The 13,785-nt window shown below is 70.8% G+C and carries 17 protein-coding genes; 10 read left to right on the plus strand and 7 right to left on the minus strand.

The genetic code is table 11. The features are described from left to right. Positions 1-14: 14 nt before the first annotated feature. The 4 genes from ASD43_RS03685 to ASD43_RS03700 are packed head-to-tail and all read right to left on the minus strand — an operon-like array spanning position 15 to position 3,755. Positions 15-1,073, minus strand: coding sequence for an acyltransferase family protein (locus ASD43_RS03685; RefSeq protein WP_056413741.1), 1,059 nt, complete (start codon positions 1,071-1,073; stop codon positions 15-17). Continuing rightward, positions 1,070-2,026, minus strand: a complete 957-nt coding sequence (locus ASD43_RS03690; RefSeq protein WP_056419028.1) for a D-alanine--D-alanine ligase family protein — start codon at positions 2,024-2,026, stop codon at positions 1,070-1,072. The genes ASD43_RS03685 and ASD43_RS03690 overlap by 4 nt, the downstream gene beginning before the upstream one ends. Further along, positions 2,023-3,159 (minus strand): alanine racemase, encoded by a 1,137-nt coding sequence (gene alr, locus ASD43_RS03695; protein WP_056413744.1) that lies wholly within the window; start codon positions 3,157-3,159, stop codon positions 2,023-2,025. Before alr ends, ASD43_RS03690 begins: the two co-directional genes overlap by 4 nt. Further along, complete coding sequence (locus tag ASD43_RS03700) at positions 3,156-3,755, minus strand: M15 family metallopeptidase (protein WP_056413746.1); 600 nt, start codon at positions 3,753-3,755, stop codon at positions 3,156-3,158. The genes alr and ASD43_RS03700 overlap by 4 nt, the downstream gene beginning before the upstream one ends. Positions 3,756-3,858: 103 nt before the next feature. Here ASD43_RS03700 and ASD43_RS03705 point away from each other — a divergent pair, with 103 nt between their 5' ends. Together ASD43_RS03705 and ASD43_RS03710 are read left to right on the plus strand one after the other, a co-directional pair. After that, complete coding sequence (locus ASD43_RS03705; RefSeq protein ID WP_056413749.1) at positions 3,859-4,530, plus strand: response regulator transcription factor; 672 nt, start codon at positions 3,859-3,861, stop codon at positions 4,528-4,530. Next, positions 4,517-5,635, plus strand: a complete 1,119-nt coding sequence (locus tag ASD43_RS03710; RefSeq protein ID WP_442922195.1) for a sensor histidine kinase — start codon at positions 4,517-4,519, stop codon at positions 5,633-5,635. The genes ASD43_RS03705 and ASD43_RS03710 overlap by 14 nt, the downstream gene beginning before the upstream one ends. A 100-nt stretch (positions 5,636-5,735) precedes the next feature. On the opposite strand, the gene ASD43_RS03715 is transcribed toward ASD43_RS03710, so the two are convergent. Continuing rightward, positions 5,736-6,389 (minus strand): FMN-dependent NADH-azoreductase, encoded by a 654-nt coding sequence (locus ASD43_RS03715; protein ID WP_056413750.1) that lies wholly within the window; start codon positions 6,387-6,389, stop codon positions 5,736-5,738. 77 nt (positions 6,390-6,466) lie between these two features. Between ASD43_RS03715 and ASD43_RS03720 the strand changes: the two genes are divergently transcribed. Both ASD43_RS03720 and ASD43_RS03725 read left to right on the plus strand, forming a co-directional pair. After that, positions 6,467-6,805: a winged helix-turn-helix transcriptional regulator gene (locus ASD43_RS03720; protein ID WP_056413753.1), complete on the plus strand. Its 339-nt coding sequence runs from the start codon at positions 6,467-6,469 to the stop codon at positions 6,803-6,805. Continuing rightward, entirely contained in the window at positions 6,802-7,299 is a 498-nt protein-coding gene (locus ASD43_RS03725) for a hypothetical protein (RefSeq protein ID WP_056413756.1), read from the plus strand. The genes ASD43_RS03720 and ASD43_RS03725 overlap by 4 nt, the downstream gene beginning before the upstream one ends. Before the next feature lie 146 nt (positions 7,300-7,445). On the opposite strand, the gene ASD43_RS03730 is transcribed toward ASD43_RS03725, so the two are convergent. Beyond that, positions 7,446-8,963, minus strand: coding sequence for an SDR family NAD(P)-dependent oxidoreductase (locus ASD43_RS03730; protein WP_056413759.1), 1,518 nt, complete (start codon positions 8,961-8,963; stop codon positions 7,446-7,448). A 340-nt stretch (positions 8,964-9,303) separates the two neighbouring features. Between ASD43_RS03730 and ASD43_RS03735 the strand changes: the two genes are divergently transcribed. The 4 genes from ASD43_RS03735 (at position 9,304) to ASD43_RS03750 (ending at position 11,373) form a co-directional block, all read left to right on the plus strand. Beyond that, a complete protein-coding gene (locus ASD43_RS03735) occupies positions 9,304-10,368 on the plus strand; it encodes a M4 family metallopeptidase (RefSeq protein WP_056413761.1) in 1,065 nt (354 codons plus the stop codon). After that, positions 10,343-10,654 carry a protealysin inhibitor emfourin gene (locus tag ASD43_RS03740; protein WP_056413764.1) on the plus strand — a complete coding sequence of 104 codons (312 nt, stop codon included), beginning with the start codon at positions 10,343-10,345 and terminating at the stop codon, positions 10,652-10,654. The genes ASD43_RS03735 and ASD43_RS03740 overlap by 26 nt, the downstream gene beginning before the upstream one ends. Before the next feature lie 72 nt (positions 10,655-10,726). Continuing rightward, complete coding sequence (locus tag ASD43_RS03745) at positions 10,727-11,065, plus strand: hypothetical protein (protein ID WP_056413769.1); 339 nt, start codon at positions 10,727-10,729, stop codon at positions 11,063-11,065. A 59-nt stretch (positions 11,066-11,124) separates the two neighbouring features. Continuing rightward, positions 11,125-11,373, plus strand: a complete 249-nt coding sequence (locus ASD43_RS03750; protein WP_056413774.1) for a hypothetical protein — start codon at positions 11,125-11,127, stop codon at positions 11,371-11,373. Positions 11,374-11,407: 34 nt separating this feature from the next. Here the strand turns inward: ASD43_RS03750 and ASD43_RS03755 are convergent, their stop codons facing one another. Further along, positions 11,408-12,463, minus strand: a complete 1,056-nt coding sequence (locus ASD43_RS03755; RefSeq protein ID WP_056413777.1) for a mechanosensitive ion channel family protein — start codon at positions 12,461-12,463, stop codon at positions 11,408-11,410. Positions 12,464-12,544: 81 nt separating this feature from the next. On the opposite strand from ASD43_RS03755, the gene ASD43_RS03760 reads away from it, so the two are divergent. Together ASD43_RS03760 and ASD43_RS03765 are read left to right on the plus strand one after the other, a co-directional pair. Beyond that, positions 12,545-13,282, plus strand: coding sequence for a ribonuclease H family protein (locus ASD43_RS03760; protein ID WP_056413779.1), 738 nt, complete (start codon positions 12,545-12,547; stop codon positions 13,280-13,282). A gap of 43 nt (positions 13,283-13,325) precedes the next feature. Beyond that, positions 13,326-13,745, plus strand: coding sequence for a DoxX family protein (locus ASD43_RS03765; protein WP_056413782.1), 420 nt, complete (start codon positions 13,326-13,328; stop codon positions 13,743-13,745). The last annotated feature ends 40 nt before the right edge of the window (positions 13,746-13,785 follow it).

Genomic DNA, 13,785 nt, shown 5'->3' on the forward strand with positions numbered 1-13,785 from the left:
GGAGAGCCCCGATCTCATCGGCGACCGGGGGTCCGCGGGAAGCGCAGAGGTCGACGTCGCGAGCCGATCGTGACGGCCCGCAGCGGGTCGAAGAGCCAGCCCAGACGCGCCCGCACGAGCAGCGCATCCGCTGCCAGACAGCTCACGATGACGACGGCCGTGAGCACGATCGGCCAGACGACCTCCACCGCCGGGGTCGTGATCCAGCCCAGGCCACGGAGGTCCCCGTCGATGAGTGCGAGCGGGATCATGTGGATCACGTAGATCGGCAGCGTCCGCTGACCGATCCACCGCAGCGGGCGCGCGATCGCCCCCGCACGTCGGTCGAGCAGCGCACAGGCCGCGACGCCGACGGCGACCGCGATCATCGCCAGCAGTGGCCAGACGCCCGGCCACTGGCGCATTCCGAGGATCCCGACGGTGCCGACAGCGCCGATATATGCCCCTCCGAGCATGAGAGTGCGAACGGGCCCGGATGCCGCGGCGAACCGCTCGATGCTCGACCGCAGCCGAAGGCCCGCGAGAAAGAAGAACATGTTCTGCACGAGCTGCCACAGGTTGCCCAGATCCGGCACGAGTCCCGCGCCGGCGATGGCGGCGATCACGAACGCGACGGGCAGCACCACCCTGGTCGGCACCCGACGAACCAGCCGCGCGATCACCAGGTACACCGCGAGGGCCAGCAGGTACCAGAGGTTCGTCGGGCTGATCGTGAGCTGCGCGAGCAGCTGCCATCCGTTCTCCGCCCTGGCCGTGTCGAAGTCGGGCGTCCACGCGAGCACGATCGTCTGGATCACGACCCAGATCACGTAGACACCGGCCAGTCGCCCCGCGCGGCGACGCCACGAGAGCCCGGCCGGCGCATTCACGGCGCCTCCGGCGAACATCCCCGAGATCAGGAAGAACAGCGGCATCCGCAGCGGGAGCAGCTGCGCGTTGAGCGTCGCCCACGCGCCGGTGATCGGCCCCGCCCCCTCGACCCCGATCGCGTGCTTGGTCACGACGTGCCACAGCACCACCAGGATGATGCAGACGCCCTTCGCGACATCGGGCCAGCCGACGCGAGCGGTCACCGCCCCGGCACCTCGGCGGCACGCACGAGGCGCGACACCAGGTCGACATACGACACGTCGGCCGCCGCGAACATCCGCGGCACCTGGGATGCGGGGGTGAGCCCCGGCATCGTGTTGACCTCGTTCAGCACGGGTCCCTCGGCCGTGAGGAAGAAGTCCATGCGGGCGACACCGCCGCATCCGAGGGCGTCGAACATCGTCACCGCCGCCCGCGTGAGGCTCGCGCGGTCCGCGGTCGACAGCACGGCCGGCACGGTGAACCGCGCGCTGCCGTCGTACTTCATGGCGGTGTCGAAGAGCCCGGCCGCGTGGATCTCGAGCGGCGGAGCGGCCCAGCGCACCCCGCCGTCCTCCCGGATCACCGCGACGTCGATCTCGCGCCCGTGCACCACCTCCTCGACGAGGATGCGGCTGTCGAATCGCGCCGCCTCCTGCAGCGCAGCCCCGAGCTCACCTTCGTCCCGCACGAGCGAGACGCCGTGGCTCGAGCCCGCAGACACCGGCTTGACGACCACCGGGCCGTCGAACTCGGCATCCCCGCAGTCCGCCGCATCGATCACGCGCCCGCGCGCCGTGCGCAGTCCCGCAGCCTCCGCGACGAGTTTGGTGACCCACTTGTCCATGCCGACGGCTCCCGCCCGAGGCCCCGACCCGACCACTCGCACGCCCGCCAGCGCGCACAGCGCCGCGAGCACGCCGTCCTCCCCCATCGCTCCATGCACCGCGGGGAATACGACGTCGACCTCTGCGATCAGCCGCATCGCGAGAGCGAGGGAATCGGCGGCGGTGGCACCCTCCGCGACGCCCGCCACCTCCCAGATCCCCTCGCGCGAGATCGTCACCGTGCTGACCTCGTATCCTCCGACAGCGAGCGCCTCGGCGACCCCCGCGGCAGAGGCGAGCGAGACCTCATGCTCGGAGTTCTGCCCTCCTCCGACGACCAGCACCCTCATGCGATCGCCCTCTCGACCCGCGCGCCGATGCCCGTGACGATCGTGTGCGGGATGCTCTCCGCCCATCGCGCCCACTCCTGCAGGCTCGGCACCGCCCCGCCCTCCGGTCCGAACACCACGGCGGTCGCGCCCCGCGGCACGCTCAGCTCCCCCGTGTCGACGACGATCTGATCCATCGACACCCGTCCGACGATCGGGCAGCGGATGCCGTCGATCGCCACGCTCGCCCCCGCCGACAGCTCGCGGGGGATGCCGTCGGCATACCCGACCCCGATCACGCTGAGGTGCGTGGCGCGCTGTGTCACGAACGCACCGCCGTACCCCACGGGAGTACTCTCGGGCACGATGCTGCTGTGCACGACGGATGCCGTCAGTCGCGCCGCTCCTCTCAACGGCACGGTCTCGGACGGGTCGATGCCGACGAGTCCCGCGCCGACCCGCACGAGATCGAAGTGGGTCGCAGGGTCGGTCAGAGTGCCGGACGTCGCGGCCAGGTGCACGAGCAGCGGACCGAACCCGGCGCGCAGCACGGCATCCCGAGCCTGATGCATCCGCAGCACCGCGGGGGCGTTGAGAGCAGGGTCGCCGGCGTCGGCGCGCGGCAGGTGCCCCATGACCCCGACGACCTCGATGCTCCCCCGGCCCGCGCGTGCCCGTCGAAGGAGCTCCGCCCAGTCCTCCAGCGGCACCCCGCCCCGCGACATCCCCGTGTCCATGTGCAGGTGCACGCGCACGCGGCCCGCAGCGAGCGATGCGGCGTCGGCGATGAGCTGTCGCAGCTCCTCGACCGATCCGACGGCGATGTCGACGCGATCGGCGATCGCCCGTGCGGCGTCGACGCCCGACGGGTTGAGCCACGCGAGGATCGGCACCGCGATGCCCGCGCGGCGCAGCTCGGCGGCATCCTGCGCATCCGTCACACCCAGCCACTCGGCGCCCGCGTCGAGCGCCGCGCGGGCGACCGTGACGGCTCCGAGGCCGTACCCGTCGGCCTTCACGACCGCCATGATGCGGGCGTCGGTCGCCGACCGCATCCGCTCGACGTTGGCCGCGACGGCCGAGGGGATCGTGCGCAGAGTGGGCGCATGCAGGCGCGAGAAGGTGAGGGGCGGGGTCGTCAGTGTCGTGGTCATCGCTGGGTCCTCGGGTCGGCGGTGGGGTCGTCGTACATCAGCGGGCAGCCGTTGGCCACGGCGGCGGGGCGCAGCTCGAAGTGCCAGCGCTCGTTGGCATAGATCTGGCAGAGTCCGAATTCGGCGCCCCGCCGCGACAGCCAGTCCTGCGCGGCGAGAGGTCCGAGGTCGACGGCGTCGCCCGACACGTGCTCGGAGTTCTCGGGAGTCGCCACCCACCGCGCGGCCTCCTCCTCGGATCCGTACTGATCGACGGCATCCTGGCGCAGCACCTGCTGATACGCGGCCGACCGCCAGCCGCTGTTCACGTGCATGTCCACACCGTCCGTCGCGGCCACGGTGGCCGCCGCGCGCACGGCGGTCAGCAGGTCGGCGTCGAGGTTCGTCACCGCCGGGGTCTCGTCGAACACCGAGACCTCGCCCTCGGCACGGATCACCCCGTCGGCCTCGGTGAGCGATGCGGCCGAGGGCGCGGCAGCGGCCGCGAGCGACTGCTGACCGATGAGGAAGACCGCGCCGACGAGGGCTGCGGCGACCAGTGCGACGCCGAGCAGCGCGGTGAGGCGATGACGGCCGAGGGTGGAGCGTGTGTTCATGCGACTCAGTCAACGAGCGCAGCTGTTGCGACACCGTATGCCGTTTTGCATACGCTCGCGATATCTCCGGATGCGTAAGCTCTGAGCACATGGGAGTCCTGCCGTGCGCGTGCTGATCGTCGAGGACGAGCCGTACCTCGCGGAGGCCGTGCGAGACGGGCTGCGCCTCGAGGCGATCGCCGCCGACATCGCCGGCGACGGCGACACGGCCCTCGAACTGCTCGGCGTCAACTCCTACGACCTCGCGGTGCTCGACCGCGACATCCCCGGTCTCTCAGGAGACGACGTCGCCCGCTCGATCGTGGCGTCGGGCAGCGGCATCCCGATCCTCATGCTCACCGCGGCCGACCGCCTCGACGACAAGGCCACCGGGTTCGAGATCGGCGCCGACGACTATCTGACCAAGCCCTTCGAGCTGCGCGAGCTCGTGCTGCGGCTGCGCGCCCTCGACCGCCGGCGTCAGCGGGCGCGACCGCCCGTGCTCGAGGTCGCCGGGCTGCGACTCGACCCCTTCCGTCGCGAGGTCTTCCGCGACGGAAGGTACGTCGCCCTCACTCGCAAGCAGTTCGCGGTGCTCGAGGTGCTGGTCGATGCGGGCGGCGGCGTCGTCAGCGCCGAGCAGCTGCTCGAACGCGCCTGGGACGAGAACGCCGACCCCTTCACCAACGCCGTGCGCATCACCGTCTCGTCGCTGCGCAAGCGTCTCGGCGAGCCCTGGCTGATCCTCACGGTGCCGGGCGTCGGCTACCGCATCGGGGCGGATGCCGATGGCTGACCAGGTCAGGCCGCGGCGGCGCCGCGGCCTGAGCGCGCGCTGGAAGCTCACCCTGAGCTACGCAGCCGTCGTCGTGGTGTCCGCGGTCGGACTGCTCGCGGCGGTCGCCGCCTATCTGCTGCGCTACGTGCCGGAAGTCGTGAGGGTGACCGAGTCGCACGTGCCCAACCGCTCCGAGCTCATCCGCGCGTTCGTCCCGGCGGCGATCATCATGCTGCTCGTGCTGCTCGCCATCGGCCTGCTCGGGGGCTGGCTGATCGCGGGACGGATGCTGGCGCCCCTCGACCGCATCGGGCGCGCCGCGCAGCTCGCCGCGCAGGGATCCCTCTCGCATCGCGTCGCGCTCGAGGGACAGCGGGATGAGTTCCGCGATCTCGCCGATGTCTTCGACTCGATGCTGGAGCAGCTCGAGGCCCACGTCGCCGAGCAGCAGCGGTTCGCCGCCAACGCCTCGCACGAGCTGCGCACGCCGCTCGCGATCTCGCAGACGATGCTCGAGGTCGCGCGCAATGACCCCGAGCGCGATGTCGATGCGCTGATCGACCGACTGCACGAGGTCAACACGAGGGCGATCGAGCTGACCGAGGCCCTGCTGATGCTCAGCCGCGCCGAGCGGCGGATGTTCACCCGCGAGCCCCTCGAGCTGTCACTGCTCGCGGAGGAGTCCGCCGAGACGCTGCTCCCCCTCGCCGAACGGCGCGGGGTGACGATCGATACGGGCGGCGACACGGCGAACGTCCTCGGGTCGCCGGCCCTCCTGCAGCAGCTGATCACCAACCTCGTGCACAACGCGATCGTGCACAATCTGACCGCCGACGGGACCGTGACCGTGCGCACGCACGTGCTGCCGGAGGCCGTCGCGCTGGTGGTCGAGAACACCGGGCAGGTGCTTCCCGCCCATCGGGTCGCGATCCTGGCGGAGCCGTTCCAGCGGGGCTCCGAGCGCACCCGCGACGACGATCACGGGGGCGTCGGGCTCGGGCTGGCCATCGTGCACCGCATCGCGCAGGCCCACGACGGATCGCTCGTGCTCACGGCTCGCAGCGGCGGCGGGTTGAACGTGACGGTGTGGCTGCCGCATCCGTTCCCCGGTCCGCTCGCCTGATCCCGGCGGCCCGCACCGGATGGCTGACGTCCGCACGCCTGGCTGCCCGTCGACGCCTGCGGGGTCAGCCATCCGGGCGTCGGTCCGCCATCCGGGCCGGTCAGGCGACCCGGTCGCGCAGAGCGGCGAGTTCGCGACCGTAGACGCGGGCCGATTCCTCGGCGTTCTCCTTGAGCTCCCGGGCGGTGTCGGCGAAGGCGTCGAGCGCCGGGTTGACGCCGACGAGGGTGAACGGACGCTCGACGATGCGCAGGTCGAGGCCCCAGACGTCTTCGAGCACGCGGCGGAGCCATCCGGTCGAGTGGTCCCAGCCCTCCTTGGGCGTTCCGGGCGCGTAGTTGCCCCCGAGCACGGTCACGAGGGTCGCCGGCTTTCCGCGGAGAGCGGTGCCCTGCGGGTCGATGCGCGGGTCGGTGTAGGCCAGGTCGAACCAGGTCTTGAAGTGCTGCGAGACGCCGTAGTTGTAGAGCGGCACGGCGAACAGCAGCGCATCGGCGCCGATCAGCTCGTCGGCGAAGGTGGTGGCGAGGGCGCGCGCCGCACGCTGAGCGGGAGTGCGCTGGGCCTCGTCGACGAAACCTCCGGTCACGGCATCCGCCCATGCCGTCGCCGGCACCGGGTCTGCGGCCAGGTCGCGGCGCGCGACCGTGGAGTCCGGGTGCGATGCGGTCCACTCGGCTTCGACGAGGTCGGCGAGCGCACGGCTGGCGGACGACGCGGGAAGGATGCTGGCATCCAGACGGAACAGGGACATGAGACTGCCTTTCGTTTGCGTAGTCACTCCGTTTTTCTTAGCGACTCGCGTTAACGTAGCACAGGTAGGATGGTCGCATGGCTGAGATCGACGAAGAGCGTCACGTGTGCGACGCCGCCGTCACCCTGGCCTTCAGCGTGCTCGGTAAACGCTGGAACGGCATGATCGTCTCCTCGCTCGGCGGCGGCCCGTCGACCTTCGTCTCACTGCGTCGCGGAGTCGCCGGCATCAGCGACACCGTGCTCTCCGACCGCCTCGCGGAGCTCGCCGATGCCGGCCTCGTCTCCCGCGCCGTCGACCCCGGACCGCCCGTCGCGGTCTCGTACGCCCTCACCGACAGCGGGCGCGGGCTGCTGCCGATCCTCGATCAGCTCGGCACCTGGGCGTCGGAGAACCTCGAGATCCGCGAGCGATGACCGCCCCTCAGGCACGACGACCGCGCCGCGCCTGGTGGATCCTGCTGGCTATCGGCGCGCTGGTCCTCCTCGGCGCTGCCGCGCTCGCGTTCAGCCCCGGTCTGCGCCTCGCGCCGCCCGTCGCCTTCGGCGAGGAACTCACGGTCGACCTCAGCGAAGGCGATCATGCGATCTACGTGACCCCGTCGGACCGGTGGAGCGACATCGAGTGCACCGGCACGTTCCCCGGCGGCGGCGAGCTGATGCTGAGGCCGGACATGCTGCAGCAGGCGATCGCGGTCCCCGAGGCCTGGGATGCGCAGGGCAGCTTCTCGCTGGGCGTCGCCTCCCCCGGCACGATCACGTGCGACGGCCCGGTCGCCGACGGGCAGTTCACCGTCGGACCGGTGGTGTCGTTCTTCACGGTCGTCGGCGCGGTACTGCTGGCCATCCCCGGCATCCTCCTGGTGATCGCCGGCGCAGTCGTGGCGGTCGTGCAGGCGCGGCGCCCGTAGGTGGCCCGCGCCGAACGTTCACTTGGCTGACCGATTCCCGCCCGGCCGACCGATGCGACCCGTTCAGTCGGCCATCCGGGGATTCGTCAGCCAGACGGCCGCGCTCAGACGGCCGCGCTCACGCCGCCGCCCTCACGCCGCCGCGCTCACCAGGGGCTGGGCTCGTAGTCCTTCAGGAAGACGCCGTGGATGTCGTCGCCCGCCTCGCCGCGCACGATCGGGTCGTACACGCGAGCCGCTCCGTCGACGAGGTCGAGCGGGGCGTGGAAGCCCTCCTCGGCGAGGCGCACCTTCGTGTAGTGCGGCCGCTCGTCGGTGATCCAGCCGGTGTCGACGGCGGTCATCAGGATGCCGTCGGTCTCGAGCATCTCGCCGGCGCTCGTGCGCGTGAGCATGTTCAGGGCGGCCTTGGCCATGTTCGTGTGCGGATGCCCCGGGCCCTTGTACCGGCGCGAGAACTGGCCCTCCATGGCCGAGACGTTCACCACGTACTTGCGATGCGCCGACGACGCGGCCATCGATGCCCGCAGCCGGCTGATGAGCAGGAACGGCGCCGTCGTGTTCGCGAGCTGCACCTCGAGCATCTCGAGGGGATCGACCTGATCGATCGACTGCACCCAGCTGTTCGTGCGGTTGACGTCGGGCACGAGCCCGCCGGCATCGATCGCGGTGCCGTCGGCGTGCTTCTCGAGCGACGACGACCCCGGGGCCATGGCCAGCCGGGCGAGGTCTTCGGCGGTCAGCGCCTGGCCGCCCTGCTCGGCGACGGTTCCGCCGAGGGCTGCGACCGACAGCAGCGGGTGCGCATCGACGGACGCCTGCAGCGCCTGCGGATGCGGGTCGACGGTGTGACCGAAGGTCTCCATCTCGGGCAGCGGTCCGTCGGGAAGCGGCTGCAGCTCGGCATCCGCCAGCAGCGAGTACGAGCCGGGCGAGCGGCGCACGGTCTGCGCGGCGTTGTTGATCAGGATGTCGAGGGGCCCCTGCGCGGCGACGGAGTCGGCGAGCCCGATGACCTGGGCGGGGTCGCGCAGGTCGATGCCGACCACGCGCAGCCGGTGCAGCCAGTCGGCCGAGTCGGGCAGCGCCGAGAACCGCCGCACGGCGTCGCGCGGGAAGCGCGTGGTGATCGTCGTATGCGCGCCGTCGCGCAGCAGCCGCAGCGCGATGTGCATGCCGATCTTGGCGCGCCCGCCGGTGAGCAGTGCCCGCTTGCCGGTGAGGTCGGTGCGCGCGTTGCGCTTGCCGTGGCTGAAGCGCGCGCAGTCGGGGCAGAGCTGGTGGTAGAACGCGTCGACCACCGTGTACGGCTGCTTGCAGATGTAGCAGTTGCGGGGCTTGAGCAGCTCGCCCGCGATCGGGGCGTCGACGACGCTGGTCGCCAGGTCATGGCCGCGGGTCTCGTCGTCGATGCGGTCGGGCGCACCGGTGGCGGTGCGGGCGACGACGGCCTTGTCGGCCTCGGCGATCGCATCGCGGATCTCCTTGCGGCGTACACGCTTGACGGCCTTGAACATCGCGGCGGTCGCGTGGCGCACGGCGACGAAGTCCGGATGCTCGTCGTCGATCGCGTGAAGCTCCGAGAGAACCCGCAACGTGGTGGCGAGGTCTTCGGGGTCGATGCCGGCACCCAGGTCGGAGGTGGCGTCGGGTGCGTCGGTCATTGTGCTGATTTTACGCGAGATCCCGGGGTGCGTTCCTGGGAGCCCGGGGCGGCTCGGCCGGTCGCCGTTCAGGACTCAGCATGGATGCGCAGGCTCGTCGGCCGACACTGCGGAAAAGCGGGGTCGACGAGCCCGGACCTGCCCGGTCGTGCTGAGTCCTGAACGGGGCGCTGCCGGGACTGTGCGGCCGTGGCGTGCGGTGAACGGCGCCTGCGACGGCCGGATGCCGGGAATGCGGCCGCCGCAGGCGCATTCGACCTGCCGGCGCACGCGCGAGTCGACTTCGCGGAAGGCCCGGGATGCCCGGGCGAACGTCGGTTCCCCGGCGTAGGGTCTGACCATGAGCAGCCACATCGCATGCCCCGGAGTCGTCCCGTCCTACCTGCTCGCGCGTCTGGCCGAGTCGGGCCGCTACCCGCGAGCGGCCGCCGCCGCCCGTCAGACCCTGACCGCGGGCAGACCCCCGTTCCGCGCCCGCATCGATCTGTCGATCGACGAGAACGGCGACCTGGTCGCCGAGCTCTCCGACGCCCCGAACCGCACGATCAGCGATGCCGGCAACACGCATACTCTCCCCGGCGCGATCGTGCGCGGCGAAGACGACGAACCGGTCGCCGATGCCTCCGTCAACGAGGCGTTCGACGGGCTCGGGGCCACGTTCGAGATGCTGCTCTCGGCCTTCGGCCGCAACTCCCTGAACGACGCCGGAGCTCCGCTCGACGCCACCGTGCATTACGGCGTCGACTACGACAACGCCTTCTGGGACGGCGAGCGCATGGTCTTCGGCGACGGAGACGGCGAGGTGTTCGTGGGTTTCACGGCCTCGACCACGGTCATCGGGCACGAGCTCGCGCACGGCGTCGTGCAGTACACCGCGAACCTCGAGTACCAGGGCCAGCCCGGCGCGCTGAACGAGTCGATCGCCGACGTCTTCGGCGCTCTCACCGAGCAGTTCCTCCTCGAGCAGAGCGCGGCGGAGGCCACGTGGCTCATCGGCGCAGAGATCTTCACCGATGCGGTCGAGGGCAGCGCTCTGCGTTCGATGATCCAGCCGGGCACCGCCTACGACGACGACGAGCTCGGCAAGGATCCGCAGCCGGATCACATGAGCGGGTTCGTGCGCACGACCGAAGACAACGGAGGGGTGCACATCAACTCCGGCATCCCGAACCGCGCCTTCGCCCTGTTCGCGATCGACCTCGGCGGCAATGCCTGGGAGACGGCGGGCACCGTCTGGTACCGAGCGCTCACCGGCGGTCTCTCGAGCACCGCGAACTTCGCGGATTTCGCCGATGCGACGGTGGCCGCGGCATCCGCCATCGACGACGCCACGGGTGCAGCCGCTCGACGCGCGTGGACGACCGTGGGAGTCTATGCAGATGAGCGAGTCCCCTCCACCGACTGATGCGCAGGTCGTGGTCGCGGTCGTGCGCACGGGTGGCATCGCCGGCATCCGGCGGCAGTGGCGGGTCCAGCCCGATCCTCCCGACAGCCACGACTGGATCGCGATGATCGAGAGCTGTCCGTGGGATGCCGACGACGATGCCGCGTCGGGAGCTGACCGCTTCGTCTGGCTGATCCGCGCGCGCACGCCCTCAGACGAGTACGAGCGCGAACGCGAGCTGTCCGACTCGCAGCTCGACGGCCCCTGGCGAGCGCTCGTCGACGCCGTGCGCGCGGCATCCGACTGAGCCCTCGGCGCGCGCGTCGACAGATGCGACCCGCGGCGACGACGCATCATGGAACGACACGAAAGGGACCCCATGCCGACGACCGAAGAGGCCACACGTCTGCTGCAGCTCTCACGCGACGCGTTCGACCGGGGCGATGCCCTGCTGCACCTGCAGACCGAGGTCAGCCGCCTCACCGGCCAGCCGTCGTCGTGGGGCTCCGCCGAGAACGACTTCGTGAGCGACGAGCACGTCGGCTACTTCCTCAGCGAAGTGGAACGCATCGGCTGGCGTCTCGAGCACACCGCCTACACCTTCGTGGAGTCGGGCGCGACGACCTCGGCACGCATGCTGAGCACCGGCACCGGTGTCGTCAATCACGGCCACGTCGCGGGGTACTTCACCTTCCGCCGCATCACCCCCTCCGCCTGAACCGAGCAATCCGACGTGAATCGCCGCATCGCGCCGCGGCACGGGTCAGAATGGGGCACATGGGACTTTTCCAGCAACGACCCGAAGAGCAGGAGAACGAGTGGGTTCTGCCCTCGGAGCCCCTCGAGCGTCCGGAATCCGAGGTGCTCGACGCGGCTCCGACCGTCGATCCCCTGTCGATCGGTCTGGGCCTGGGACCCGGCGCCTCCGTGAGCTCCGTCGCCTTCCCCGTGGCACCGCCCGCAGCGGAGGCATCATCGATCGAGAACCGCGAGCCGGAGCCCGAACCCGACTCCGACGAGGACTGACTCCGAGGACTGACTCCGCGGCCCGCGCGTCGAGTCAGTCGGCGTCGCGCGCAGCGCCCATATCGACGCGCGTGCGAGGCAGCGCCTCGGGATGCTCGCGCTGCAGCCAGCCGATCATCTTCTCCCGCACCTCGCAGCGCAGTGACCACTGGTCACCCGAGTCCTTGGCCGACATCACCAGACGCACGGTGACGACACCGCCCTGCGCGTCGGTCACCACCGCGTCGAGCGAACGGCCGTCCCAGGCCGACGACGCCTCGACGACGCGCGCGAACTCGGCACGCAGTTCATCCATGGGCACCCGCCAGTCGAGATCCAGGTACACGGTGCCGAGGATCTTGTCGGATCTCCGCGTCCAGGTCTCGATCGGCGTCGTCGTGAAGTAGCTGCACGGCACGACGAGCCGCCGCTCATCCCAGATGTAGACGACGACGTACGAGAGGTTGATCTCGCCGATCCGTCCCCACTCCCCCTGGATGACCACGACGTCGCCGACCTTGATGGCATCGGTGAAGGCGACCTGCACGCCGGCGATCAGGTTGCCGAGGATCGACTGCGCGGCAAGGCCCGCGATGATGCTGACGATACCGGCGGACGCGAGCAGGCTCGTGCCGACCGCGCGCATCTCGGGGAACGTGAACAGCACCGCGCCCAGTGCGAGAACGGCGATCGTGACGAGCACGAGGCGATGGATGACGAGCAGCTGCGTGCGGCGACGACGCGCCTCGGGTCCGACGAGCGCGCTCTCCTCACGGTCGATGAGCCTCTCGAAGCCGAACGAGGCCGAGGCGGCGACGAGCCAGGACCCGGTGACGATCGTGGCGATCAGGAAGAGCCTCGAGACGGCCGGCCACCAGTCCTGCGCTGCGGGCTCGGTGACGGACAGGGCGATCCAGACCGCCGACACCGCCGCCGTCACGATCATCGCGTTGCGTATCCGTCGGGCGAGATCACGCACCCACGGCACGCGACGACCGATCAGGCCGGCGACCAGCGCCAGCACCACGAGCGCGGCCGCGGCGACGACGATCGCGACGCCGAGGGCCGCCGTCGTGCCGATCCAGGAATCCCAGGTGAAGTCGGAAGGCATCCGACCACACTATGCCGCGGCCCCGCAGCCCACGAAAAGAGCGCGACGGGCGGTGTCGCCCGTCGCGGCTACGGTGGAGGGATGACGATCACCGCCGCCGCAGACGGCTCCGCCCTGGGCAATCCCGGCCCCAACGGCTGGGCCTGGTACATCGACGACGACAACTGGGCGGCGGGCGGGTCCCCGCACGGCACGAACAACCAGGGCGAGCTGCGGGCCGTGCTCGAACTGCTGCAGGCCACGGCCGGCATCTCCGAGAAGCTGGTGATCGAGTGCGACAGCCGCTACGTGATCGATTCGGTGACCAAGTGGATGCCGGGGTGGAAGCGCAAGGGCTGGCGCAAGTCCGACGGCGGTCCGGTGCTCAACCGCGACCTGCTCGAGGGCATCGACGAGGCGATCCGCGGACGCGATGTCGAGTTCTCCTGGGTCAAGGGCCACGCCGGTCACCCGCTCAACGAAGCGGCCGACGAGCGCGCGAATGCCGCCGCCAAGGCCTACCAGGCGAAGCAGGAGCCGCGCCGCGGACCGGGCTTCACGATGGCGACGCATGCCGGCGCGGCCGCGGCGGCATCCGCTCCGATCGCGGCCGCCGCGACCCGCGACGCCGATGCCCCTGCGGCGTCGCCGACCGTGACGACGACGATCGCCGAGCCGCTCTGGGCCGAGACATCCGATCTGCTCGACAGTCTGTACGCCCCCGTCGACGATCCGATCGAGGTGCGGCTGGCGCTCTCGAGCGACGAGCATGCCCGCCTGCGCGACCGCGCCGAGGCGCAGGGCATCTCACTCGAAGAGGCACTCCGCCGCCTGATCTGACGTTCTCGATGCTGCGCTGAGACGCGCCGCGTACACTCGCACCATGTCGAAGAAGAATGTCGCACGCACGGTCGGTCGGATCTTCCTCGGTTCCTTCCTCGTCTTCGCCGGCGTCTCGCATCTGACCTTCGCGCGGGACGAGTTCCAGGCGCAGGTGCCCGACTGGGTGCCGCTGGATCCCGACGTGACCGTTCTCGCCTCCGGCGTCGTGGAAGTCGGGCTCGGCGCGGCTCTGCTCGTCGCGCGCAAGCGCCGAGGGCTGGTCGGAGTCATCACGGCACTGTTCTTCCTCGCCGTCTTCCCCGGCAACATCGCCCAGTGGGTGGAGCACCGCGACGCCTTCGGGCTCGACACCGACACCAAGCGCTTCGTGCGCCTGTTCTTCCAGCCGGTGCTGATCGCCCTCGCCCTGTGGTCGACGCGGCGCCCACGCGCTCGGGGCGGCGATCGATCCGCTCCCTGACCGCGGAGCAGCGCGTCGGCGAGAGCCGCGCATCAGCGAC

Origin of the sequence: Microbacterium sp. Root553 (genome assembly GCF_001426995.1) — a bacterium.
GTDB lineage: Bacteria > Actinomycetota > Actinomycetes > Actinomycetales > Microbacteriaceae > Microbacterium.

What these genes read in the sequence shown, in the direction of transcription:
- ASD43_RS03690 (WP_056419028.1), bottom strand. Translation starts at nt 2,026, where the DNA reads ATGAGGGTGCTGGTCGTCGGAGGAGGGCAGAACTCCGAGCATGAGGTC.
- alr (WP_056413744.1), bottom strand. Translation starts at nt 3,159, where the DNA reads ATGACCACGACACTGACGACCCCGCCCCTCACCTTCTCGCGCCTGCAT.
- ASD43_RS03700 (WP_056413746.1), bottom strand. Translation starts at nt 3,755, where the DNA reads ATGAACACACGCTCCACCCTCGGCCGTCATCGCCTCACCGCGCTGCTC.
- ASD43_RS03710 (WP_442922195.1), top strand. Translation starts at nt 4,517, where the DNA reads ATGCCGATGGCTGACCAGGTCAGGCCGCGGCGGCGCCGCGGCCTGAGC.
- ASD43_RS03715 (WP_056413750.1), bottom strand. Translation starts at nt 6,389, where the DNA reads ATGTCCCTGTTCCGTCTGGATGCCAGCATCCTTCCCGCGTCGTCCGCC.
- ASD43_RS03720 (WP_056413753.1), top strand. Translation starts at nt 6,467, where the DNA reads ATGGCTGAGATCGACGAAGAGCGTCACGTGTGCGACGCCGCCGTCACC.
- ASD43_RS03725 (WP_056413756.1), top strand. Translation starts at nt 6,802, where the DNA reads ATGACCGCCCCTCAGGCACGACGACCGCGCCGCGCCTGGTGGATCCTG.
- ASD43_RS03730 (WP_056413759.1), bottom strand. Translation starts at nt 8,963, where the DNA reads ATGACCGACGCACCCGACGCCACCTCCGACCTGGGTGCCGGCATCGAC.
- ASD43_RS03735 (WP_056413761.1), top strand. Translation starts at nt 9,304, where the DNA reads ATGAGCAGCCACATCGCATGCCCCGGAGTCGTCCCGTCCTACCTGCTC.
- ASD43_RS03740 (WP_056413764.1), top strand. Translation starts at nt 10,343, where the DNA reads ATGAGCGAGTCCCCTCCACCGACTGATGCGCAGGTCGTGGTCGCGGTC.
- ASD43_RS03745 (WP_056413769.1), top strand. Translation starts at nt 10,727, where the DNA reads ATGCCGACGACCGAAGAGGCCACACGTCTGCTGCAGCTCTCACGCGAC.
- ASD43_RS03750 (WP_056413774.1), top strand. Translation starts at nt 11,125, where the DNA reads ATGGGACTTTTCCAGCAACGACCCGAAGAGCAGGAGAACGAGTGGGTT.
- ASD43_RS03755 (WP_056413777.1), bottom strand. Translation starts at nt 12,463, where the DNA reads ATGCCTTCCGACTTCACCTGGGATTCCTGGATCGGCACGACGGCGGCC.
- ASD43_RS03760 (WP_056413779.1), top strand. Translation starts at nt 12,545, where the DNA reads ATGACGATCACCGCCGCCGCAGACGGCTCCGCCCTGGGCAATCCCGGC.
- ASD43_RS03765 (WP_056413782.1), top strand. Translation starts at nt 13,326, where the DNA reads ATGTCGAAGAAGAATGTCGCACGCACGGTCGGTCGGATCTTCCTCGGT.